Source organism: Synechococcus sp. 63AY4M2 (assembly GCF_002760475.1).
Taxonomy (GTDB): Bacteria; Cyanobacteriota; Cyanobacteriia; order Thermostichales; family Thermostichaceae; genus Thermostichus.
Genome location: NZ_AXUX01000001.1, coordinates 478,052 through 500,195 on the forward strand (window position 1 = coordinate 478,052; position 22,144 = coordinate 500,195).

The window sequence follows — 22,144 nt, forward strand, 5'->3', positions numbered from 1 at the left end:
GTTGATCCCTACCTTTTCCCCGCAAGGGGACGGAAACGACGCCATCCAAATGGACATGGCGTCGGATTTATCGGCAGTTGATCCCTACCTTTTCCCCGCAAGGGGACGGAAACTATAGGGATCCGGTGGATCCCTGGTTAGGTCGGGGGTTGCTCTGCCCAGAAGGGATCCCTAGCGCAGGAAGCGGGCCAACAGCAGCAGGCCGAGGCCGCCGAAGAGGATGTTGAAGCTCCAGGCTGCCGCCCAGGGGGGAAGGGCTCCTGCTTCGCCCAGGCTGCGAGACACACTCAGCACCACGTAGTAGGCAAACACCAACAGGATCCCGAAGACGACACCCCCATAGCGGCCCACCCGCCGCGCAGTGGTGGATCCCAGGGGAAGGGAGATCAAGACGGCAAAAAAGCTGGCCAAGGGCAGGGAAAAGCGCATGTGGAACTCGGTGCGCAGGGGCTGGGTATTGAGGTTGGAGCGGGCCAGGCGGGAGATGCGCTCCGCCAGCTCCGGCAGGCTCAGCTCGTTGGGCGGAACCGGCGGCTGCATCAGGGCGGCCAGATCTTGGGAGACCTCTAGCGGCTTGCGGTCGAAGGGCTCTTCGGCCAGGCTGAGGCCGTCAGGGCCGTAGCGGTGGGTCACCCCTTCGCTGAGGGTCCAGTCCAGGCCATTCCACACCGCCTGGGCCGCCAGGGTCACCTCTGCCAACTGGTACTTGCCCCCCGGCAAGGGATCCACCTGCAAGATGGTGACATCCTGCATGGTGTTCAGCCGCGGATCCACCTGGCGGATGAAAAACCAGAGGTTGTCTTCCGTCCCGCCAACCCGGGCGGTTCTGAAAAAGACGTCGTATTGCACCGGGGTGGTGGCCCGGGCCAGGAGCGCCTGCTGGTCGATCTGGCGGATTTCTCGTTTGCTGGCCGGCAGGAGCACGTTGCTGATCCAAAAAGCGCTCAGGCTCATGAGCAGCCCCACCAGCAACAGGGGACGAAAAATGCGCGTAAACGGGATCCCGGCTGCCCGCATGGCGGTAATCTCGCTGTTGCCGCTCAGCTTGCCCAAGGTGAGCATGGTGGCAAAAAAAGCGGCGATGGGCATGCCCAGCAGCACCATCTCCGGCAGATCCAAAATGAGAAGGCGCAACACCGTCAGGGGCGGCACGGATCCCTCGACCAGCCGCTCGGCCAAGGTAAAGAGCCGGCCTGCCAAAAGCAGCAGGGTTCCCCCAGCTATACCGGCCAGCACCGGCGTGAGCATCTGCCCAAACAGGTAGCGCTCCAGCAGCCAGAACTTGGTGAGCAAGCGGGCCATGTCCAACAATTGAGGGATTGGGGCTATTTCAGGCTAGCTTGAACGGTTCTCCGGCAGGCCCTCACCCCCAGCCCCTCTCCCAGAGGGAGAGGGGAGCTGGGATCAACTCACAAGCTGTTTCATGGCTGTTTGCCATGACCATGGCAGCGCTGGCGTTGAACCCAGGTTTGCCGGCCATTGGCTCTGGATCAAGGCCTCCGGGAGGCCGGCGGCTCGGCAGGAGGGGGTAAGGGCTCGGTTTCGCCGCCGGGATCCAAACGGCTGGCCGAGGAGTTGAGGGGAAGCGGGGGCTCAGGATCCAGCTTGGCTCCCCAGGCGGCCAGGTAGGCTCTTTGTTCGGGGGAAAGGCGACGCACCCGGCGAAAGTCCGCGCCGGCCACGATGGCGCCGGCGTAGGCCCCGCTTTTAAAATCGGGCTTTTTTCCTGGCTGAGCCGGAGAAGCCGTCTGCAGGGATCCCACAAACAAGAGGGCGCGGTAGAGATCGGCGCCGCGCAGGTCGGCATTGCGCAGGTTGGCCCCGCAGAGGTTGGTGTGGCTGAGGTCGCAATCCCGCAGGTTGGCTCTTTCCAGGCTGGCCTCGCTGAAGTCCACCCCCCGCAGCAGGGTGCCATGCAGGTCGGCCCCTTCCAGCATGGTGCCCAGATTCACCACCCGGATCCCGTTGAGGCGATCCCGCTGGTAGCCGCCTTTGCCGTCCAGGATGGGCCGGCCCAGGTGTTCGTCGCGGCGCAGGGGGCTAAGCAAGTTAGCGGTGGAGAGGAAGCGCAGGATCTTGGCTTTGCCAAAGCGATCCACGCCGTTGAGGAGCGCCGCCGTGCGCCCGGCCGCAATGGCCCGCTCCAGGGGCCAGTCGTCCAACTGCCCGTCAGGGGAGAGAACCAGGTTGGAGATGCCCTCGAAGTAGGCGTCGATGGTCTGCTGCTGGGTGATGATGTTCTGCTGGATGGTGAGGTCGCGGGAGATGACGTACTGCCGCCAGGCGATGTAGGCGGCCAGGAGGGCGATCAGGATCTGACCTGTAGCCCCGAACACCTCGCCCAAAGCCCCGATGGCCTCCCAGCTCAGGGATCCCAGGGCCGAGAAGGCTCCACTCCAGACCAATCCTCCCATCACCGCCAAGCCGAGAGCTGCTGCCGCCCACCCCAGGCTGGGCCAGGTGGTCAGCCACTGCCAGAGGTCGCGCCCGATCTGCACCCAGAGCGGCTGCCCCCACCAGCCGGCCAGGCCCAGCCAAGCCAGCACCGCCCCCCAGCCCAGGGCCGGCTGCCCTGCCCACTGGCCCAGCAGCAGCAGCAGGGCTGGGATCCCCAACAACAGCAGGTTGAGCAGGGGGCGCCCAGACGAGAGGGAAGCCAGCGGCAACTCTTGGGAGGAGCCTTCGCGGGCAAGGGCTTCGTCGGTCATGGCAAGGGTATACTCTAGGGGTAGCGTTGGATCTACAAAAAGAAGCCTGCATCAGTCCGTATTTGGAGTTGGGGAAGAGGGCAGGATCCTGCCTGTCAGGTTTGGTAGGATAGCCTCGACCCTCCTTCCTTCTCTGGCCCAGCCTGGTGTGGGGATGACTCCTATGATCTCTTCCTTATCGTTCATCCGTCTGCAGAAATCCGGCGAACACCAATTTACAGCAGTCCTGCCTGACTTGCGGTTGCAGCGTCACGGCTCCGCGACGCTGACGCGACTGGCCACCTCTTTGCTGTTGAGCACCAGCTTACTGCTGGCGGCAGGAAGGGATCCCAGTTGGGCGCAAACTTCCCTGGACACCGGCCTTTTGGAGAAGCAGGCCCTGCCCCAAGCGCCGCCGCTGCCGGACGACCGCCCCGCCATTTTTGTGGATGCCGCCAATGGCAGCGATACCCAAGGGGATGGATCCCGCAACAACCCCTTCAAGACCATCACCCATGCCATCAGCCGGGCGCCAGCCGGCAGCATCATCCAGCTTCTGCCGGGGGTGTACAGCGCAGAAAGCGGCGAAGTCTTCCCCATCCGCCTCAAGGCCGGCCTTATCTTGCGCGGGGACGAGTCCACCTTGGGAGAGGGCTACCTGATCGATGGCGGCGGCACCTACATGAGCCCGACCTTGGCCCGGCAAAACGTTGCCCTGCTGGCAGAGACCGGCTCAGAGGTGCGGGGGGTTACCCTGCGCAACCAGGGTCGGCGCGGCTACGCCCTCTGGGTAGAATCGGCTTCCCCGCGCATTCTCAACAACAGCTTTGTGGGCAGCATCCACGACGGCATTTTCATCGCCGGCGCCTCCAACCCCTGGATAGAAGGCAACCGCTTCTACAAAAACGGGGCCAACGGCATCTCCGTCTTGGGCACCTCCCAGCCCACCATTGTCAACAACCTCTTCCAAGAGACCGGCTTTGGCCTCACCATCGACCAGCGCTCGGCGCCGATTGTGCGCAACAACCGCATCCTGCAAAACCGCACCGGCATTGTGGTCGGCGGCAGCGCCCGTCCCATCCTGCGCAACAATCTCATTGCCCGCAACCTGGAGACTGGCCTGACAGCTATCACCACCGCCCAGCCAGATTTGGGCACGGCTTCGGATCCCGGCAACAACATCTTTGAGGGGAACGGCCAGTACGACATCCACAACGCCACCCGCGGCCTGCGCCTCAACGCCAATGGCAACCAACTGGCCGGCAAAACCAAAGGGGAGCTGGATCTGGCCGGCCAGACCACGGTGGCTGCGCTGCCCAGCAACGCCCCGCCACCCATTGCGGCAGGCGGCTTGACGCTGCCCACACCTCCGCAGGCCGAGCCTCCGGCTCCCAGCAGGGATCCCCAGCCGGCGGCGGCCTCTCCCACCTTGCCGGTGGTGACGGTGCCCCAATCGACTGCCCCCGTTCCCCCTCCTGCAGCGGGATCGGGAGGGCGCATTTTGCCCAGTGCCCCCCCTCAGCCGGCAGGCGCTCAACCCCAGGAGTTTGTTGCCGTCCCCTTCACCCCCGATGGCTCCACCACGCCTGCCCAACCGGTTGAGCCTGCTCCTGCCACTCCCGTCCGCCAGCAATCTGTGGCTCCTCTCACGGATATTACTACCCTCCTGCCACCCCCGGCTCGCCGACAAGCGGGCAGCAGCCCAACAACCCCCCCTGTTCCCGTTGCCGCGGCTCCAGAACCGGCGGTAGCCCCAGCAGAGTCGGCCACCCGCTTTCGTGTGCTGGTGACCCCCAAGGGCAGCGACGATTTGCAGCGGCTGCGGCAGCTCGTCCCCGAAGCGGTGGAGACCGTGTTCAACGGCAGGAGGGTGCTGCAGGCCGGCCTCTACGACAGCCGCAGCCAGGCCCAGTCAGTCTTGGATCGGCTGTTGGACGCCGGCTTTGACGCGGTGGCGGAGATGATCTTCCGTTGACCTCACTGCCCAGGGATCCCCCCCGGCAGGATAGGAACTCCCCAGCAGGGAATGTATGATGCCTAGCACGGCTTTTTCCAGAGCAATGGGGAGGAAAGCCGTGCCGTCAGGTTGTCCTGGGGATCAGCCAGGGCAAGCAATGGGGAAAGTCCGGTGCAAATCCGGCGCTGTGCCGCAACTGTGATGGGCTGAGGCCCTCAGTCAGGATGCCCGCCTGCGGCTTTGGCTCAAAGCTTAGCCCTTCCGCGTCGCACGGAAGCAGGAGCAACCGGATGAAAGTAACTGTATGTCTCAGCCTTGGGCTGGGGATCTTGAGTTTGGGGATCCCGGCCTGGGGGCAGGCAATCTTGGATACCGGCCTCAGCGCCGAGATTTTGAATCAACCCGTCACCACCCCGTTTCGCCGTCCCGGCCTGCTGCGAGAGTCTTCCCGCCCAGTCTATGTCATCACCCGCCAGCAGATGCGCCAGCAAGGGGCAAGGACGGTGCAGGAAGCCCTGCGCTACTTGCCCGGGATCCTCAGCAATGGCACAGCGGGAACTCAGTTGGGAGCTCTTAGCTCTCAATTCATGCGAGGGGCGCGAACGGCGCAGGTATTGGTGCTCTTGGATGGCCGCCCTCTCAACGATCTGGGTTTTTTCGGGGGGTTTGACCTCTCGCAAATCACCACCGATGTCGTCGAGCGAATTGAAGTCTCCCCCGGCGGCGGCTCTACCCTGTACGGCTCAGACGCCGTTGGCGGCGTGATCAACATCGTCACGGTGGAGCCGCAGCCAGAAACGGAGACGGTGCTGGAAGCGGCGGTCGGCAGCTACGGTCTCAATGAGCAAGGGATCCAAAGTCGCGGCCAAGCCCAGGATCTGGGCTGGGTGCTCAGCTATCGCCGTCTGCAAAGTAACAACGACTTTCCCTTTGCCATTGAGCGGCTGGGCAAGTCAGGCAGGCGGGAAAACTCGGCGGTGGAGTACCACAACTTGCAGGCCAAGCTCACCTGGCAACTGGCCGAAGATCAAGTCCTAACAGCCAACGCCCTCTACCTCAACAAAGCCTTTCGCGTGCCCGGTAGTGTAGAGTTTCCCTCTCCCGACGCAGAGCAAAACACCAACGATCTGCTGCTGGATCTCAGTTGGCTGTGGACTCAGGAAACAGGATCCCTGCAGGCAAGAGTCTTTTTGGACGATCTCAACTACCGCTTCAGCGCTCCGCAAAGCCAGGGATCCCGCGACGTCATCTTGCGCAATGGCTGGGGATCCCAGCTTCAATATGCTTGGCAGGCCGGCGAAAACCTAGAGGGAGTTTTGGGGGCAGATTATCGCTCTATCTCAGCCCGCAATACGACTTTTTCTTTTGCCAGGGGTTCTGCCAATATCAACTACGACGATACGGTTAACCAGGGGGCCCTGTTTGCCCGCCTGGACTACAGCCCGGATCCCCAGTTCCACCTCGACCTGGGCATCCGTCAGGACTTCAGCAGTTTGGCCAACGGCTCGGCCACCTCGCCGGCTGTGGGGATCCGGTGGGCAGTTGCCGAGGGAACTACCTTGAGGGCCAGCTACGCCGGCAGCTTTCGCACTCCCTTGATCTCGGAATTGTTCTTTCGGCTGCGCGGCTTTTTTGAAGTGGATGGCAACCCCAATCTCCGCCCAGAGCGAGGGGAGAGCTTGGACATCGGCCTGGATCAAACCTTGGGAGATTTTGGCCTGCTGCGCTTAACTTTTGCCCACAACCGCATCCGCGATGGCATCACCTTTGTCAGCCTTGGGCCGCGCCGGGGAACCTATGAAAATATCGGGCTGGTCGAATATACCGGCCTGGAAGCGGCTTTAGATTTGCGTTTGGGGGAAAACTGGACGCTTTTTGCCAACTATACCCTCAATGATCCCATCATCCGCGCTGCCCTTAACCCGGCCACAGTTGGCAAAGAGCTAGCCTTTGTAGGAGCCGATAGCTTCAATCTAGGCCTAAGCTACCGCCACGAGCAGGGCTGGTACGGCTCGATTTTGGTCCATCACATTGGGAGCTTTTTTACCAACAATGCCAATACGGAATCCCTGCCAGGCTACACCACCGTGGCTCTGCGCGGCGGGATCCCGTTGGCTGAGGCCCTGAGCCTAGAGTTGGGGATCGACAACCTGCTGGATGAGCAGTATGAAGTTTTCCCCGGCTATCCCGGAGTTGGCCGCACGCTGAGGGTGAACTTGCGGGGGCAATTTTAGCGATATCCCAGGCTGTTTTTAACTCTCCGGCTGACCACTTTTAGCGAGAACTTTCCAAGTTGATTGTCTGCTTTACGGTTTAGTTTGGATGCAACTTATGGCGATCTCAACCAACTCTCTATCTCCTAACTTTTCTCCATCGACAACTTCGGCTCAAGCTGAGGCCGAACATTACCTCTGGATCTGCACCACCTGCGGATCTCGCTGGGTGAACGGCCAAAAAGAAGGGACTAGCAAAGGAGAAATGCTCCTGGCCGCCTTGCAATCGCAAGTGCTCAATTCCCAATTGCACCTGAAGCCAGTTGCCTGTATGAGCGGCTGCAGCCATGCCTGCGTGATTGCCCTAGCAGCCCCGGGGAAGATGACCTATGTCTTTGGCGATCTCGATCCAAAAGATGTAGAGCCAATCTTACAAACGGCGGAGCTGTATTTGACAAAGCCCGATGGGATCCTGCCCTGGGCAGAGCGCCCCATCAAAAAGGGGGTGATTGCCCGCATTCCGCCAATCCAATAGGAGCAACCTATGGCCGCTTTCAGTCCCTGGATCACGCCCTTAAACCAGACTTGGCAAGAGGTTTTCCCCACCGGCTGGACAACCGTTTACGAAGGGATCCCGGCTCACATCGACTGTCTTGGGCCATTGCTCTATGAGCTCTTTCAGGAGCGCTGGGCCGAGATCCAAGTGGGCCAGGTGGTGGAGGGAGGAGTGCTGGAGGCGGCCTTCAAGGATCCCCCTGCTCTCTGTGTGCTCTACGACGGCTATTTGACCGTGGCCACCGAAACTTGGCATTTGCACCTGTGTCTAGAAGAGCACCAGGGCGGCCCCTACAGCAGAACTCCACCTGAGCTGCGCCGCAAAAGATTGGTCGGCCGCGCCGCCCTCTATCGCCGCCTCAATCCGCAGGGCCAGCCTCGCCAATGGGGGATCCAATTTTGGAACGGAGCAGAGGAATCGCTGCTGCAGATCTTTTTGCCCAGTCCCTTTTTGGGGCCAGGAGAAGACTACCTGCCCGAAGGCAAAGCCGACTATCAGAAGCTCTCCCTTTATGAACGCCTGCGGGCCATTTACGTCGAGGGAAAAGAGCGGATCCCGTATGAAGATAACCCCCTCAAGCGGCCCTATTTGGCGGTTTGCCGTTCCAGCCGCTGCTATCCTTCTCGCCACTATCAGCCCGTTGTGGAAGCTCTGCAATCGGCCCTGCGGGAAGCCAATTTGGATATTCAGGTCATTACTTCCGGATGCCTAGAAGTCTGTCAACAAGGGCCGGTGGTTTTTTACTCCGGAGATCGCACCTGGTACAAGCGGGTTACCCCCCAAGTAGCGCGGCAAATTGTCCAGGAGCATCTGCTAAAGAACTGCCCCTTGAAAGCTCACCTTTTTCCTGGAGATTAGCCTATGGTTAGCCTACAAGCTCTTGTCCAGTCCATCCCCAAGCCTCGCCGCGGGATCCCAGAAGTAATTTGGATCCAAGCCAGCCGAGATCTAGCCCAAGGTCGATTTTGGCCCAGCCTATTTACCACCATCGGCTGCCTGAGCAACATTGCCTATACCTGCACGCTTCCTTTTGTAACTGTTGGCATCATCGCGGGCACCACGTTAACTCGCCAAAGGGCAATTATTAGCGCTTCGATGATTTGGCTGGCCAACCAAATCTTTGGCTACACCTGGCACAACTATCCCCGTACACCTGATTCTTTTGCTTGGGGGTTGGTCTTGGGGATCGGCACGGTGGGGGTCGCTTTTGCTGCCGGCTACCGACCTCTGTTTTCTCAGTCCAAACCTATTAGGCCAAGGCAATTGCTGCTGAACTATCTTTGGATCCCAGCCATGCTGATCCTAGGGTTCCTTGCTTTTGAAGGGCTGATCTTGGCAGCCGGCCTGGTTCTGGGCGGAACGGAGGGCTTGACCCTGCCCATCTTGGCCAAGATCTGGCTGGACAACTGGCTGTGGACGGGATTTTGGCTTGGGATCCACGCGCTGCTGGCGTGGGACAGAGGACGCCGGTTGTGGTGGGAGAGGGGAAACTTCGCTGATCTGGAGCATCCCTAAGGGAGATCCAGGCCACAATGGGGGTGACCTGTGCCAGAAGGGATCCCTTTGCAGCCTGCTCAACTCGATTGTGGCGGGAGCGCTTTCCGCCTGTCTCTCCTTTCTCCTTGCCAGCGTCTGCTGCTGTTTAGCGGCAAGGGGGGCGTAGGCAAAACCACCCTCACCTGTGCCCTGGCCCGTCACCTGGCCCAGGCGCAACCAGAGCGCCGTCTGCTGCTCCTGTCCACCGATCCGGCCCACTCCCTGGGGGATGTGCTGGGGATCCCGGTGGCCGACGTTCCCCAGCCCCTGCCGGATTGGCCCAACTTGCAGGTGCGGGCTCTCCAGGCCGAGGTGTTGCTGCAGGATTTCAAGCAGACCTACGGCCCGGCTCTGGAGCTGATTGCCGAGCGGGGCAGTTGGCTGGCCAAGGAAGATCTCCTGCCCCTTTGGGATCTGGACTGGCCGGGGGTGGACGAGCTGATGGCCATCTTAGAGGTCAACCGGCTGCTGGCGGGCCAAGAGGTGGATACAGTTATCCTGGATACCGCCCCCACCGGCCACACCCTGCGGCTGTTGGAACTGCCCGACTTTCTCGACAATTTGCTGGCGGTGTTTGCCACCTTCCAGGCCAAGCACCGCGAGGTTGTCCAATCCCTCACGGGCGCCTATCGACCGGATGAAGCCGACGCCTTCCTGGCCCGCTTGCAGAGCGAGCTGGAGGGGGGCAAAGCCCGCCTCACCGACCCGGAGAGCACTGCCGCCTGGCTGGTGCTGATCCCGGAGCCGTTGAGCGTGGCGGAGACGCGCCGCTTTTGTCAACAACTGCAAAGCCGCCGGGTGCCCATTGGCGGCCTGTTGGTCAACCAGGTGTTGTTGGGAGCCAGCGGGAGAGCGTCGTCTGGGATCCCGCCGTCCCCCCTCTACCTGGCCCGCCAGCAGGAACAGCGGCGCTGGCTAAAAGCGCTCCAAGAGGAGCTGCCTGGCTATCCCATCTGGGTTTGTCCCTATCAACTGGAGGAGCCCATTGGGCCGGCGGCCCTGGACAAGCTGGTGCAGCAGCTTCGTCCCTTGCCAGAGGTGCTGCTGCAGTTGGAAGAGATTCCCGCTAGCCCAGGGGAGCCTGTCGGCGGGATCCCCTCCCCCCCAAGGGTGGCCCTGCCAGATTTTTTGGCCCAAGGGATCCGCCTGCTGCTGGTGGGAGGCAAAGGCGGGGTAGGCAAGACCACGGTGGCCGGGGCGCTGGCCTGGAACTTGGCCCAACGCCATCCCGACCGGCAGCTCTTGCTGGTCTCCATCGACCCGGCCCACTCGCTGGGGGATCTGTTCGGGGTGAAATTGGGGCAAGATCCGCTGCCGCTGCTGCCCAATTTGCTGGGGCAGGAGATCGAGGCGGCGGCAGTGCTGGAGCGCTTCCGGCAGGAGTACCTGGAAGAGGTGGCGGCCATCTTGGCCGGCGAAGGGACGGCGGGGGTGGAGGTTCAGTACGACCCCCAGGCCTGGCGGCAGCTTTTGCAGATGGCTCCACCGGGCCTGGACGAGGTGATGGCCCTGCTGACGGTGCTGGAGCAGGAGGCCAGCGGCCAGTTCAACCTGGTGGTGGTGGATACAGCCCCCACCGGCCATCTCCTGCGCTTTTTGCAGATGCCGCAGGCCCTGGAAGGTTGGGTCAGCCTGGCCCTGAAGCTGTGGCTAAAGTACCGCGACGTGGTGGGCCGGCCAGAATGGGCGCAGCGGCTGCGGGATCTCTTAGGCCAGGTGCGGCAGCTCCGGCAGCGGCTGCGGGATCCCCAGTTTGCTAGCTTTATCCCCGTCTTCAACCCGGAGCAGGCGGTTCTGGCGGAAACCGAGCGCCTTCTGGCGGAACTGGATGCCCTGGGGATCCCTCATCCCTACGCCGTTCTCAATCGGGTTTGGCTGGAGGAGGCCACCCCCTTTGGTGCAGCGCTGCGGCGCCGCCACCAGGCCATCTTGGCCCAGTTGCCCCAGCGATTCTCCCAGCAGGCCATTGTCACCGTCCCTTTTCTGCACCCGCCCAGCTTGCAGGCCGTTGGCGCCTACTTGCTGACTCCTGAGGACCCTGCCTTGCCGGTGCCAGAAGTCTCAACCTAGGGCCTGGGAGAGCCGCTAGTCTGGAAAAGGGGCTAGTGCAGCCCCTTCCTTCTGCTGCTTTTGCCTATGTTGTTCAACCTCCCCCTGCAAGCCATTCCCCTGTTCTCCATCGCAGCGGCCATCCTGTTGGTGTACCTGCCTATGGGCGTGGTGGGCTATGCCCGCGCCCGCGTCGGTTATGACCCGCATGCGCCGCGGGCGATGTTCGACCGGCTGCCTCCCTACGGCCAGCGGGCCACCTGGGCCCATGCCAACGGCTTTGAGGCCCTGGGCACCTTTGCGCCGTCAGCCCTGATAGCCTACGTCACCGGCCCCCACCCGGATCCCTGGCTGTTTGGGCTCAGCGGCGACGAAGGGGTGGCCCTGCTCTGCGGCGTTTTCTTGCTGGCGCGGCTGCTCTACAACTTCTTCTACATTGGCGACATTCCTATCGGGCGCTCCCTCTCCTTCTTGGTCGGGTCGCTGGCCACGCTGGGCCTGCTGCTCATTGGCCTGTTGCCGTTTCTGGGCCAGAACCTGGCCTAGCCGGGCAGTTGCAGGGAAGACAGGGCCACCCCAGCCCGGTGGGCCACCACCACGCCAATGGCCTCTAGGTAGGAGCTAACTGCCAAATGGGGGATCCCCAACTGGCGGGGGTGGACCTGCATCACCGTGGCGTTCTCTTCGACGGCGATAAACAAGGGCGGGCGGGGGCGGCTGGCGAGGTAGAGCAGGCCGGGGCCGCCAAAGGCAGTGGCCGGGGCAATGACGCTGTCCACCTGCTCCGCGGTCAGGTCGCCCGGCTGGGGAGGATCCCCCCTCTTGACAAACTGGGGGGCATAGCTCAGCCCCGCCAAAACCGAGGGCAGGAAGGTAAACCCCACCTCTTCGGCGGCGGCGCGGGGGTGGACCGGCTTAGGGGCGGGATCGGGGTAGAAGGCGGGGGCGTGGGCACAGGGGATCCCCAGCTCTCGCACCACCAGGTGGCTGAGGATGGCCTCGGCCCCAGCCAGGGGATCGACCCCCTGCCCCTGCTCGTACCGGCTGAAGTCCAGATCGTCGGGGAAGCGGGCCACCACGGCAAGGGCCTCGGCTCCCAAGCGGACGAGCTCTTGGGCAGTTTCCAAAAGCGCATCCGGCTGGGCCAGGGATCCCTGGCTGGCCCCGGCAGGGGAAAAGCTGACGGAAACGCCTAAGGGTCGAGGGGTCAAGCGCCAGGGGCCAATGTCCAGCCCCAGGGTGGCCTGGGCGGCCTGCAAAACCTGCAGGTGGCGTTGGCGGAGATCCTCCGGGATCCCGGCATCCAGGATGACGCCAACGCGGTTTTGCCGCACTGGCCTGAGGTGCCACTCCCCAGCGCAGAAGCGATCCAGGCCGTACCCTTCCACGTAGAGGACGTTCTTCAGGGGCCAAAACAGGGTGGCGCCGTTAAGCACATTGGGATGGGTGACGAGGCAGTCGACAGCAGCCGCCAAAGCGCGGGCCACCGGCAGGGCATCGCCGGCAAAGCCACCCACGCGGGCCCCAATGCCCGTGGGAACCAAAAGCAGCGCCGTGTAGGGGCGACCCATTGGCCACTTGGGAGGACTAGACCTGGGAGAACAGCTGCTGCGCCAGCGCCTCGGCCCGCCGCACGCAATCGCCCAGGGCCACGCCATCCAGGTAGTTGGCACACACCCAGATCCCCGGCGTCTGGGAGGCCAGGTGGGCCTGCACCTGGGCTATGCGTTGCCGGTGGCCAAGGGTGTACTGGGGGATGGCGCGGGGCCAGAGACGTTCGCCCAGGTAGACGGGCTCGGCGCGGCGGGTGAGCAGAACCTGGCTAAGCTCGGCGTGGGCAATTTGCGCTCGCTCCTCAGGAGACAGCGCAGGGATGGGCGGGATCCCCCGCCGGCGGGCCAAGGCCGCATCGGTGGCGCCGCCCAGGAAGCTGAGGAAGCTGTGGTAGCCCTGGGGAGCCCGCTCTGGAAAAAGGCAGGAGGCCCAGATCGTGCCCAGGGTGCGCAGGCCCTGGGAACGGGGGATGAGGTGGCCAAAGCCCCGCAGCGGCTGGGGCAGGGCCTCTTGGGGATAGGCCAGAGCCACCACCGCCACCGGCGGATAGAGGATCTCGGCCAAGAGCTGGCTGGCCGGGGGGTTGAGCTCCTGTAGCAGCGCGGCAGCCTCGTAGGCGGGGAGGGCCAGCACCACCTGGCGGGCAGCCACCCAGCGGGATCCCTCTGGCGTCTCAAAGCCCACCCAATAGAGCTCTCCCGCCCGCTTCAGCTGCAGCGCTCGCCAACCCAGCCGCAGGCTGTCGCCCAGCTTTTGGGCTAGGGCCTCTGGCAACTGCTGCAGCCCCTGCCTCAGATTGCCCAGTTGGCCCCGTTTGGGCGGGGGTTGGATGGCCGCAGGAGAAGGCTGGGGTCTTTGGCGCAGAGCCTGCAGGGCGCCGGCAAAGAGGCTGCCATAGCGCTCCTCCAGGCCCGCCACGCGAGGGAAAGCCGCCACGGCGCTGAGTTGATCTGGGTCGCCGGCATAGACTCCTGAGGTGAAGGGCTCCACCAGGCGCTCGGCCACTTCGGATCCCAGTTGTCGCCGGAAAAACTGCCGCACCGTTTCCTCGCGTCCTGGCGGCGGCGGGACAAACCCCAGCAGGCCCTGCAGAGCCCGCAGCTTGCCGCCCACGCTGAGCAGCCGTGATCCCAGGGCTGCCGCGGGGCTCAGAGGCACCGGCAACAGCGCTCCTTCCCAGTAGATGTAGCGGGGCAGCTTGGCATCGGCCAGCACCAGTTGGTCGGTCAGGCCCACCTCAGCAATGAGGTTGAGCAGGGCAGGGGTGGGGGTAAAGCTATTGGGGCCTTCCTCCCAGCGGTAGCCGTCTTTGGACTGGGTGGAAATGCAGCCGCCGACGCGGGAGCTGGCCTCCGCCAGGAGCACCGCTTGAGGGGATCCCCCCCTAGCCGATAAACCCTGCTGCAGGCGCCAGGCCAGCGTCAGGCCGCTGATGCCCGCCCCAATGACCACCACCTCCGCGTTAAGGGGTTCAGGAGTTGCAGGATTCACTGCCGCTTCCAAGGTGTTTTTCCTCCATCACGTCCGGGGGGCCAATCTTCGTTAGCGCAGTACGCGAAATAGGCTGGGGATCTCGGCCACCTGGGGAAGCTGCTGGATCTCGGCCAGCGCCTGGCGGCAGTCGGCCTCGCGCACGCTGTGGGTGAGGATCACAATCTCCGCCAACTCCTGGTGGCACTCCTTTTGGGTGATGCTCTCCAGGCTTACCCCATGGCGGCCAAAGCAGGTGCCGATGGCCCCCATCACCCCCGGCCGATCCTGGGCCAGCACTCGCACGTAAAACTCCGACTGCGCCTCTGCCAGCGGCAGCAAGGAGGCAACAGGAGGGGAGGCGGCAAAGCCCCACAGGGGATTGGGCAACTGAGCCCCCGTCTGCAGGTGGGCAAGTAGGATAAGCAGATCCCCGACCACCGCGCTGGCGGTTGGCCCCCGGCCCGCCCCTGGCCCTGAGAGCACCACTTGCCCCAAGGGATCCCCTTGCACCCAGACGGCGTTGTCCACCCCGTGGATGTTGGCCAGCGGGTGGGTAACCGGCAGCAGGGCGGGGTGGACGCGAATATCCAGGGTTGGTTCACCTCCCTGCCCCTCGGCCCTTTGGGCGATGGCCAAAAGCTTAAAAGTATAGCCCCACTCGCGGGCGTAGCGGATGTCGGTGGAGCTGATGCTGCCGATCCCTTCGCAGGGGATGGCCTGTCGCGGTACCGACACCCCAAAAGCCAGGCTGGCCAGAATGGCGATCTTGTCCGCCGCATCCCATCCTTCCACATCGGCGCTGGGATCCGCCTCGGCGTAGCCGCGGGCCTGGGCCTGGGCCAGCGCTTCGGCAAAGGAGCTGCCCTCCTGGGTCATCTGGCTGAGGATGAAATTGGTGGTGCCGTTGACGATGCCCCAGACCGCCTGGATGTGGCTAGCCCGCAGCGACTGTTGCAAAGCCTGGATGATGGGGATCCCACCCCCCACCGCTGCCTCCAGCAACACCGCCACCCTGGCCTGGGCGGCAGCCTGGAAAATCTCCTCGCCATAGCGGGCAATGACCGCCTTGTTGGCTGTGATCACCGGCTTGCCGTGGTCGATGGCCTTTAGGATCAGGCTGCGGGCCGGCTCCAAGCCGCCCATGAGCTCAATCACCGCGTCAATTTCGGGATCCGACACAATCCCCTCTAGGTTCGTGGTCAGGCGCTCGGGCGGGATCGCCACCTGCCGCGGCTTGTCCAGGGAGCGCACCCCCACCGCCGCAATCTCAACTGCCTGCAAGAGGGGGTGAGGAGGGCGCTGTAGAATCTCGACCACGCCCGTGCCGACCGTACCCAGCCCCAATAGCCCAACCCGATAGACCACAGCCGCTCCCTCGGGCCCAAAGACTTTCTTACCTTTACCAGGTTGACACACTCTTGGCCCCCTAGGGCGAGATTTTGGCCATCCATCCCCAAGGGCTTCAGGAGGAAGGCGCGCCGAGCCAGGCGCAGGGATCCCTCGCCGCAGGGGCAGTGCTGGTTTGGAGTTTATGCTGAAGGAGGGATCCCTTTCTCTCATAGCCCTCATGTCCAGAACCTGTACCATCTACCGCCGCGCCCACTTTGCCGCCAGCCACCGCTACTGGCTGCCGGAGCTCTCCGAAGCTGAGAACCTGGCCCGCTTCGGCTCCCACGCCCGCTTTCCCGGCCACGGCCACAACTACGGGCTGGAGGTGGGCTTGACGGGGGAGGTGGATGAGTACGGCATGGTGCTCAACCTCTCCCAGGTCAAGCAGGTAATTCGGGAGCGGGTGATTCAAGAACTGAACTTCGCCTACCTCAACCAAGTCTGGCCAGAGTTTGCCCAAACCCTGCCCACCACCGAGTTCATTGCCTACACCATCTGGCAGCGCCTAGCCGACGCGCTGCCGCTCAGCAGTGTGCGCCTCTACGAAGATCCCCAGCTTTGGGCCGAATACCGAGGAGAAGCGATGCAAGCCTATTTGACCGTTGCCACCCACTTTAGCGCCGCCCACCGCTTGGCCCTCGATCACCTCAGCCTGGAAGAGAACACTGCCATCTACGGCCTCTGCGCTCGCCCCCACGGCCACGGCCACAACTACGGCCTGGAGATTACCGTCAAGGGATCCATCGACCCGCGCACAGGGATGATCGTGGATTTGGCAGCTCTGCAGCGGGTGATTGAGGAGCAGGTGGTGAAGCCCCTGGATCACACTTTCTTGAACAAAGACGTCCCCTACTTTGCCCAGGTGGTGCCCACCGCCGAAAACATCGCCCTCTACGTCCAGCGGCTGCTGACTTTGCCCCTGCGCGAGCTGGGGGTGCAACTGCATCGGGTTCGCCTGCAAGAGAGCCCCAACAACAGCAGCGAAGTCTACGGGGAGTTTCCGCTAGAGGAGCTGGGCGCAGCTACCGCTGCCACCACATACCCCGCGAGCGAGGGCAAGAGGGATCCCTCCGAAGTGGAGCCCCTGGCCGCCGGCAGGGCTGAGCCAGCCGCCTATGCTGGATCTGGTTAAGCTGAGCGGGCAGATTCCCGCCTTTGCCCGCCACCTGCAGCAGGAGTCGAAGGCCAACCAAGAGCGTCTGCGCCTGGCCTTGCAGGAGTTTGCCCGCCTGCAGCGAGAACCCCAAACCTGGCAGTCGCGCTGGGCGGAGTGGAGCTCCCATCTCGCCTTTACCTGCGCCAGCCCCGCCGAGCCGCCGGAAACCTGGGGATCCCTGCCCAAAGTCGAGCCCTTGCAGGGGCCGCACACGGTGGTGGCCACCGACGGCTCCCAGATCCTGCCCAGCCACCACGAGATTGCCTACTGCTCGCTCATCAACATCGGGCGGGTGGCTCTCCACTACGGCACGCAAGAGTGGCCGCTGCTGGACAGCCAGCCCCTGCTGATCTACGGGCAGGAGCCCTTTGCTCAACCTGAGCGATCCAACTCTCTTCCAGGAACAGCCCTCCACCCTCTTCGCCACCGACCCAGCCGATCGCGTAGGCAGGCCGTAGGCCTTGGGGAAGAAGATCGCGGGGAGGGGGGGGAGATTGCGTTGGATGCCGAAGCGGTGCTGGCTTTGCGGCGGGCTCAGGCAGAGCTGGAGGAGCTGGCCCAATTGGCCCTGCCGCTGCCTAGGAGTCGCCCCGTGCTAGCGCTGCTGGATGGATCCCTCATCCCCTGGGGGCTGGAGCCGCTGCCCAAGCCAGCCCAGCGTCCCTGGCTGGATCCCATCCTGGCAACTCTGGAGCAGTTGCGGGCAGCTCGCATCCCCCTGGTGGGCTACATCAGCGCTTCCCGCAGCAGCGAAACCCTCAACTATCTGCGCCTGGGGTTGTGTCCCTACCTGGGCTGCGACTGCTATCGCTACTGCGCCGGCGAGAAAACTCCCCCCTGCCAGCCCTTTGCCCCCCTAGCAGATCGCGTTTTTTGGGGATCCCTGCTGCAGCCGGGAGAGCGCAGCCCCCTCTGGCGCAGTGGCGCCAGCGTCTTGGAGACTTTTGGGGAACACCACATCCACTGCTGTTACTTGAATGTCGGCGCAAACCCTGGGGAGGGATCCCTGCCGGAGATCGCCCGGCTAGAGTTTCCCGCCTGGGTGGCTCAAGACGCCGAGTTGCTGCAGCGGGCCCTGGCCGGAGTGCTAAGCCAGGTGCAAAAGGGCTTTGGCTACCCCATCGCCCTGGCGGAAGCCCACCATCTGGCCGTGGTGCGCAGCGGGGATCGGCAGCGCTTCTTCGCCTTGATCGAGCAGGAGCTGATCCGCGCCGGCCTGCGCCATGTAGCCGTCTCCCGTAAGGAAGCCCAGAAGCGAACCGGCATCGCCTAATTGGTGCCAGTGCTGCAAAACCCTTCCTCCCTACCTCCCCTCTCCCTCAGGGAGAGGGGCTGGGGGTGAGGGCTCCCCCTGGGAGAGGGGCTGGCGGTGAGGGGTTAAAATCACCCTGTCAGACCCAAAACCGCATCGCCTACCGGGATCCCTGGCACCCCAGAAAAGGCTGCAGCCTATTGAGGGGATCCCTGTTCAACGGTTAGGGTTGCCAAGGTGTCCAAATCCTGTCTCTGTTGCCGATATGATGAGCCAAGCCCCTCTGCGCAGCCTCGTCTCTCCCTTAACCTACAACCCCCTCTGGTACAAAGACGCGATCATCTACGAGCTACCGGTGCGCGCCTTTTTCGACAGTGATGGCGATGGCGTGGGCGACTTCCAGGGTTTGACCGAAAAGCTGGACTATTTGCAGGATCTGGGCATCACGGCCATCTGGCTGCTGCCCTTTTTCCCTTCCCCGCTGCGGGATGATGGCTATGATGTTTCTGATTTTACCAACGTTAACCCCGCGCTGGGCACCCTAGAGGACTTTAAAATCTTTCTAGATGCCGCCCACCAACGCGGGATCCGCGTCATCATCGAGCTGATCCTCAACCACACCTCCGATCAGCATCCCTGGTTTCAGCGGGCTCGGCGCGCCGCCCCCGGCACCCCTGAGCGGGACTTCTACGTCTGGAGCGACACCCCGGAAAAGTACAAAGAGGCCCGCATCATCTTTCAAGACTTTGAAACCTCCAACTGGGCCTGGGATCCGGTGGCCAAGGCCTACTACTGGCATCGCTTCTACTCCCACCAGCCGGATCTCAACTACGACAACCCCGCCGTGCAGAAGGCCATCTTCGAGGTGGTGGACTTTTGGTTGAGCATGGGGGTGGACGGCCTGCGGCTGGACGCCGTGCCCTACCTATACGAGCGGGAGGGAACCAACTGCGAGAACCTGCCGGAAACCCACGCCTTCCTTAAGGCCCTACGCAAATACATTGACGAAAGATATCCCAACCGCATGCTGCTGGCAGAAGCCAACCAGTGGCCGGAAGATGCTGTGGCCTACTTCGGCGACGGGGACGAGTGCCACATGGACTTTCACTTCCCCCTGATGCCGCGGCTGTTCATGGCCATCCAGATGGAGGATCGCTTCCCCATCATCGACATCCTGCAGCAGACTCCCCCCATTCCCGAAACCTGCCAGTGGGCCATCTTCCTGCGCAACCACGACGAGCTCACCCTGGAGATGGTCACTGACGAGGAGCGCGACTACATGTACCAGGTGTACGCCAAGGATCCCAACGCGCGGGTCAATCTGGGCATCCGCCGCCGCTTGGCGCCCCTGCTGGGCAACAGCCGCCGCCGCATCGAGCTGATGAACAGCCTGCTGTTTTCTCTGCCCGGCACGCCGGTCATCTACTACGGCGACGAGATCGGCATGGGGGACAACATCTACTTAGGGGATCGCAACAGCGTGCGCACGCCGATGCAGTGGAGCGCCGACCGCAACGCCGGCTTCTCTCGGGCTAACCCGCAGAAGCTCTACCTGCCCATCGTCATCGACGCCGAGTACCACTACGAAACCGTCAACGTGGAAGCGCAGCGGAACAACCCCTATTCCCTGTGGTGGACGATGAAACGGATGATCGCGGTGCGCAAGCGCTTCCAAGCCTTTGGCCGGGGCTCTTTTGAGCTGCTGCACCCGGAAAACCGCAAGGTGCTGGCCTTTATGCGGGCCTACGGCGACGAGCGCATCCTGGTGGTGGCCAACCTCTCCCGCTACGCGCAGTTTGTGGAGCTGGACTTGGCCCACTGGGAGGGGCTGATCCCGGTGGAGATCTTCGGGCGCACGCCGTTTCCTCCCATCGGCCAACTGCCCTATTTCCTGACCCTGGGCCCCCACTCCTTCTACTGGTTTTCCCTCGAGCCGCAGCGACAAACGGAGCGGATCCACCCCAGCCACAGCAAGCCAGAAGAGTTGGATCGCCTGCCTACCCTGCTGGTTCAAAACGGCAGTTGGGAAAGCCTCTTCCAGGGGGAAAGCCAAAAGCAGGTGGAGGCGGTGCTGGGCGACTACCTCTACCGCTGCCGTTGGTTCGGCTCCAAAGCCCGCCAGATCCAGTCGGCCCAGATCTTGGATGCCATTCCCTGTAACCGGGAAGGGGATCCCCCCTTTCGGGGCCAGATTTTGCTTTTGCAGGTCGAGTTTACCGAGGGGGAGGCAGAACTCTACTCTTTACCCGTGGGCTATGCCATCCAGGAGGCGGCCATGCACCTGCGCGTAGAGGCGCCCCAGGCGGCGATTGTCCCTGTGCAAGTGGCTGGGGAGCCGCCGGGCGTGCTGTTCGACGCCCTGGCCGATAAAAGCTTTTTGTCGTTGCCGCTGCAGATCATCGCCCAGCAGGGCCGTCTGCGCCACTCCTCAGGGGAGCTGTGGGCCACCACCTTTGCCCCTTTTGAGTACCACCTCGGCCTGGAACCCCGCATCCTCAAGGCGGAGCAGAGCAACACCTCGGTGGTCTACGGCAGCCAGTACATCCTCAAGTTCTACCGCAAGGTGGCCGAGGGGGTAAATCCAGAGCTGGAGATCGGCCGCTATCTGCTGGAGCACCATCCCCAGGTGCGGGTGCCGCGGCTGTTGGGATCCCTGGAGTATCGCCGCCGCCGTGGGGCGCGGGGCTTTGATCCCGGCGATCAGCCCATCACGTTGGCCATCTTGCAGGAGTACATCCCCAACGAGGGGGATGCCTGGCACTACACGCTGGACAGCCTGGGGCAGTTTTTCGAGACGGTGCTGGTTCATCACGCAGAGGCGGAAGCGGTGCCCGTGCCGCGGGGATCCTTTCTGGAACTCTCGCACCTTCCCTTGCCGGAGCTGGCCTACGCCACCATCGGCAGCTACCTGGAGTCGGTGCGGATCTTGGCCAAGCGCACCGCCGAGCTGCACTTTGCCTTGGCCGCCGACACCGAGAACAAGGACTTTGCCCCCGAGCCCTTCTCCAGTCTCTACCAGCGCTCCATCTATCAATCGATGCGCAATTTGGTGGGGCAGGTGTTTCCGCTGCTCAACAAGCAGATCCCCAAGCTGCCCGAACTGGAGGCTAAGTTGGCCCGCACCGTTCGCGACCAAGAAGGGGGGATCATGAGCCGCTTCCGCCTCATCCTGGAGCGGAAGATCACGGCTTTGCGCACCCGCTGCCATGGGGATTACCACCTGGGCCAGGTGCTGTTTACCGGCAAGGACTTTGTCATCATCGACTTTGAAGGGGAGCCGGCCCGGTCGCTAGGAGAGCGCCGCCTCAAACGCTGCCCCCTGCGGGATGTGGCGGGAATGCTGCGCTCTTTCCACTACGCCGTCCACACCGGCTTGCGCCAGCAATTGGAAAGCGGGCTGGTTTGCGGGGACAAGTGCCCTGACATGATGCGCTGGGCCCAGTTTTGGCACCGCTGGGTCTGCGCCGCCTTCTTGGCCGAATATCTGCAGGTGGCTTCTCAAGGGGCTTTTCTGCCCCGCAGCCCGCAGGAGCTGGAAGTGCTGCTCGAGGCCTACCTGCTGGAGAAGGCCATCTACGAGCTGGGCTACGAGCTCAACCACCGCCCCGAGTGGGTGGAGATCCCGCTGCGGGGGATCCTGCAGTTGCTGGGCATTTCCACCAAGGTCTGAGGGATCCCAGATGTGCGGACGGTTTAGCCTGGCAGTTGCCCCCGAACGGCTGCAGCAGCATTTTCCAATCGAGAGGGGGGCAGTCGCTCCAGCCCCGCGACAACATCGCCCCTTCTCAGCCGGTGCTGGCGGTGGTGGCGGGATCCCTGCAGCGTCAGGCAGTCCATTTCCGCTGGGGCTTGATCCCCAGGTGGAGCCAAGCTCCCCAGGCTGGGTGGATCAATGCCCGCGCCGAGACGGTGGCCGAAAAACCCTCTTTCCGCCAGGCCTTTTGCCGCCGCCGCCTCCTGATCCCGGCAGATGGCTTCTATGAGTGGGTCGGCCGGGGCAAGCAGGGGAGGCAACCCTACTGGTTTTACCTAGTGGAGCGACTGTTGACACTCCCACCCAGGGGATTCTTACGCAGCCCACAAAAGAACCCGTAACGGCGTTGTCAAAGCGCCTCTAGACAGTTCCTTCACGCAAAGCCCCAAGGTTCTGCTGACTTTCTTAAGCAGATTGGCGGCAGCATTTGCCTCAGCCTTGACCAACCACCCCTTTGCCGTTTGGTACAGGCCCCGCTTGACACGCTTTCCAGAGGGTCTCCACCCGTCGGGTTTTTCACCATAATTAGGTAGCTCATCTCCATCTAGGAAGCTCGCCTGCGATCTTT

General features: G+C 63.2%; 16 protein-coding genes and 1 riboswitch. Of the genes, 11 read left to right on the forward strand and 5 right to left on the reverse strand.

Annotation, left to right across the window (positions count from 1 at the left end):
- Window positions 1–171 precede the first annotated feature (171 nt).
- Both SYN63AY4M2_RS02215 and SYN63AY4M2_RS02220 read right to left on the reverse strand, forming a co-directional pair.
- Window positions 172–1,302 carry an LptF/LptG family permease gene (locus tag SYN63AY4M2_RS02215; RefSeq protein WP_011429983.1) on the reverse strand — a complete coding sequence of 377 codons (1,131 nt, stop codon included), beginning with the start codon at window positions 1,300–1,302 and terminating at the stop codon, window positions 172–174.
- A 188-nt stretch (window positions 1,303–1,490) separates the two neighbouring features.
- Window positions 1,491–2,708, reverse strand: coding sequence for a pentapeptide repeat-containing protein (locus SYN63AY4M2_RS02220; RefSeq protein ID WP_011429982.1), 1,218 nt, complete (start codon window positions 2,706–2,708; stop codon window positions 1,491–1,493).
- A gap of 163 nt (window positions 2,709–2,871) precedes the next feature.
- On the opposite strand from SYN63AY4M2_RS02220, the gene SYN63AY4M2_RS02225 reads away from it, so the two are divergent.
- The 7 genes from SYN63AY4M2_RS02225 to SYN63AY4M2_RS02255 all read left to right on the forward strand — a co-directional run bounded on the left by SYN63AY4M2_RS02225 (window position 2,872) and on the right by SYN63AY4M2_RS02255 (window position 11,544).
- A complete protein-coding gene (locus tag SYN63AY4M2_RS02225) occupies window positions 2,872–4,662 on the forward strand; it encodes a DUF1565 domain-containing protein (RefSeq protein ID WP_228375463.1) in 1,791 nt (596 codons plus the stop codon).
- Window positions 4,663–4,753: 91 nt separating this feature from the next.
- Window positions 4,754–4,895: riboswitch (cobalamin riboswitch) on the forward strand.
- A 39-nt stretch (window positions 4,896–4,934) separates the two neighbouring features.
- The gene (locus SYN63AY4M2_RS02230; RefSeq protein ID WP_099812223.1) at window positions 4,935–6,878 is read left to right on the forward strand and encodes a TonB-dependent receptor; all 1,944 of its coding nucleotides are present in this window, start codon (window positions 4,935–4,937) and stop codon (window positions 6,876–6,878) included.
- Between the two features lie 97 nt (window positions 6,879–6,975).
- Window positions 6,976–7,392 (forward strand): DUF1636 domain-containing protein, encoded by a 417-nt coding sequence (locus SYN63AY4M2_RS02235; RefSeq protein WP_011429979.1) that lies wholly within the window; start codon window positions 6,976–6,978, stop codon window positions 7,390–7,392.
- A gap of 9 nt (window positions 7,393–7,401) precedes the next feature.
- Entirely contained in the window at window positions 7,402–8,271 is an 870-nt protein-coding gene (locus SYN63AY4M2_RS02240) for a (2Fe-2S) ferredoxin domain-containing protein (protein WP_099812224.1), read from the forward strand.
- 3 nt (window positions 8,272–8,274) lie between these two features.
- Window positions 8,275–8,928 (forward strand): hypothetical protein, encoded by a 654-nt coding sequence (locus SYN63AY4M2_RS02245; RefSeq protein WP_011429977.1) that lies wholly within the window; start codon window positions 8,275–8,277, stop codon window positions 8,926–8,928.
- Between the two features lie 48 nt (window positions 8,929–8,976).
- Window positions 8,977–11,019, forward strand: a complete 2,043-nt coding sequence (locus SYN63AY4M2_RS02250) for an ArsA family ATPase (protein ID WP_240530475.1) — start codon at window positions 8,977–8,979, stop codon at window positions 11,017–11,019.
- A 66-nt stretch (window positions 11,020–11,085) separates the two neighbouring features.
- Window positions 11,086–11,544 (forward strand): MAPEG family protein, encoded by a 459-nt coding sequence (locus SYN63AY4M2_RS02255; RefSeq protein ID WP_099812226.1) that lies wholly within the window; start codon window positions 11,086–11,088, stop codon window positions 11,542–11,544.
- Here SYN63AY4M2_RS02255 and SYN63AY4M2_RS02260 read toward each other — a convergent pair.
- The 3 genes from SYN63AY4M2_RS02260 to SYN63AY4M2_RS02270 are packed head-to-tail and all read right to left on the reverse strand — an operon-like array spanning window position 11,541 to window position 15,390.
- Entirely contained in the window at window positions 11,541–12,569 is a 1,029-nt protein-coding gene (locus tag SYN63AY4M2_RS02260; RefSeq protein ID WP_168175097.1) for a DUF3326 domain-containing protein, read from the reverse strand. The two genes, SYN63AY4M2_RS02255 and SYN63AY4M2_RS02260, sit on opposite strands and share 4 nt — an antisense overlap.
- Window positions 12,570–12,585: 16 nt before the next feature.
- The gene (hemG, locus tag SYN63AY4M2_RS02265) at window positions 12,586–14,055 is read right to left on the reverse strand and encodes a protoporphyrinogen oxidase (protein WP_240530476.1); all 1,470 of its coding nucleotides are present in this window, start codon (window positions 14,053–14,055) and stop codon (window positions 12,586–12,588) included.
- Between the two features lie 39 nt (window positions 14,056–14,094).
- Window positions 14,095–15,390: a homoserine dehydrogenase gene (locus SYN63AY4M2_RS02270; RefSeq protein WP_240527688.1), complete on the reverse strand. Its 1,296-nt coding sequence runs from the start codon at window positions 15,388–15,390 to the stop codon at window positions 14,095–14,097.
- A 202-nt stretch (window positions 15,391–15,592) separates the two neighbouring features.
- Between SYN63AY4M2_RS02270 and SYN63AY4M2_RS02275 the strand changes: the two genes are divergently transcribed.
- The 4 genes from SYN63AY4M2_RS02275 (at window position 15,593) to SYN63AY4M2_RS02290 (ending at window position 21,917) form a co-directional block, all read left to right on the forward strand.
- Window positions 15,593–16,546 (forward strand): 6-carboxytetrahydropterin synthase, encoded by a 954-nt coding sequence (locus SYN63AY4M2_RS02275; RefSeq protein ID WP_099813206.1) that lies wholly within the window; start codon window positions 15,593–15,595, stop codon window positions 16,544–16,546.
- Complete coding sequence (locus SYN63AY4M2_RS02280) at window positions 16,530–17,843, forward strand: DNA double-strand break repair nuclease NurA (protein WP_011429970.1); 1,314 nt, start codon at window positions 16,530–16,532, stop codon at window positions 17,841–17,843. Before SYN63AY4M2_RS02275 ends, SYN63AY4M2_RS02280 begins: the two co-directional genes overlap by 17 nt.
- 244 nt (window positions 17,844–18,087) lie before the next feature.
- Window positions 18,088–21,492 carry a maltose alpha-D-glucosyltransferase gene (gene treS / locus SYN63AY4M2_RS02285; RefSeq protein ID WP_228375459.1) on the forward strand — a complete coding sequence of 1,135 codons (3,405 nt, stop codon included), beginning with the start codon at window positions 18,088–18,090 and terminating at the stop codon, window positions 21,490–21,492.
- Window positions 21,493–21,527: 35 nt separating this feature from the next.
- Complete coding sequence (locus tag SYN63AY4M2_RS02290) at window positions 21,528–21,917, forward strand: SOS response-associated peptidase family protein (protein ID WP_011429968.1); 390 nt, start codon at window positions 21,528–21,530, stop codon at window positions 21,915–21,917.
- Window positions 21,918–22,144: the final 227 nt, after the last annotated feature.

Coding starts and splice junctions, on each gene's coding strand:
- SYN63AY4M2_RS02215 (WP_011429983.1), bottom strand. CDS start 1,302: ATGGCCCGCTTGCTCACCAAGTTCTGGCTGCTGGAGCGCTACCTGTTT.
- SYN63AY4M2_RS02220 (WP_011429982.1), bottom strand. CDS start 2,708: ATGACCGACGAAGCCCTTGCCCGCGAAGGCTCCTCCCAAGAGTTGCCG.
- SYN63AY4M2_RS02225 (WP_228375463.1), top strand. CDS start 2,872: ATGATCTCTTCCTTATCGTTCATCCGTCTGCAGAAATCCGGCGAACAC.
- SYN63AY4M2_RS02230 (WP_099812223.1), top strand. CDS start 4,935: ATGAAAGTAACTGTATGTCTCAGCCTTGGGCTGGGGATCTTGAGTTTG.
- SYN63AY4M2_RS02235 (WP_011429979.1), top strand. CDS start 6,976: ATGGCGATCTCAACCAACTCTCTATCTCCTAACTTTTCTCCATCGACA.
- SYN63AY4M2_RS02240 (WP_099812224.1), top strand. CDS start 7,402: ATGGCCGCTTTCAGTCCCTGGATCACGCCCTTAAACCAGACTTGGCAA.
- SYN63AY4M2_RS02245 (WP_011429977.1), top strand. CDS start 8,275: ATGGTTAGCCTACAAGCTCTTGTCCAGTCCATCCCCAAGCCTCGCCGC.
- SYN63AY4M2_RS02255 (WP_099812226.1), top strand. CDS start 11,086: ATGTTGTTCAACCTCCCCCTGCAAGCCATTCCCCTGTTCTCCATCGCA.
- SYN63AY4M2_RS02260 (WP_168175097.1), bottom strand. CDS start 12,569: ATGGGTCGCCCCTACACGGCGCTGCTTTTGGTTCCCACGGGCATTGGG.
- SYN63AY4M2_RS02275 (WP_099813206.1), top strand. CDS start 15,593: ATGTCCAGAACCTGTACCATCTACCGCCGCGCCCACTTTGCCGCCAGC.
- SYN63AY4M2_RS02280 (WP_011429970.1), top strand. CDS start 16,530: ATGCTGGATCTGGTTAAGCTGAGCGGGCAGATTCCCGCCTTTGCCCGC.
- treS (WP_228375459.1), top strand. CDS start 18,088: ATGATGAGCCAAGCCCCTCTGCGCAGCCTCGTCTCTCCCTTAACCTAC.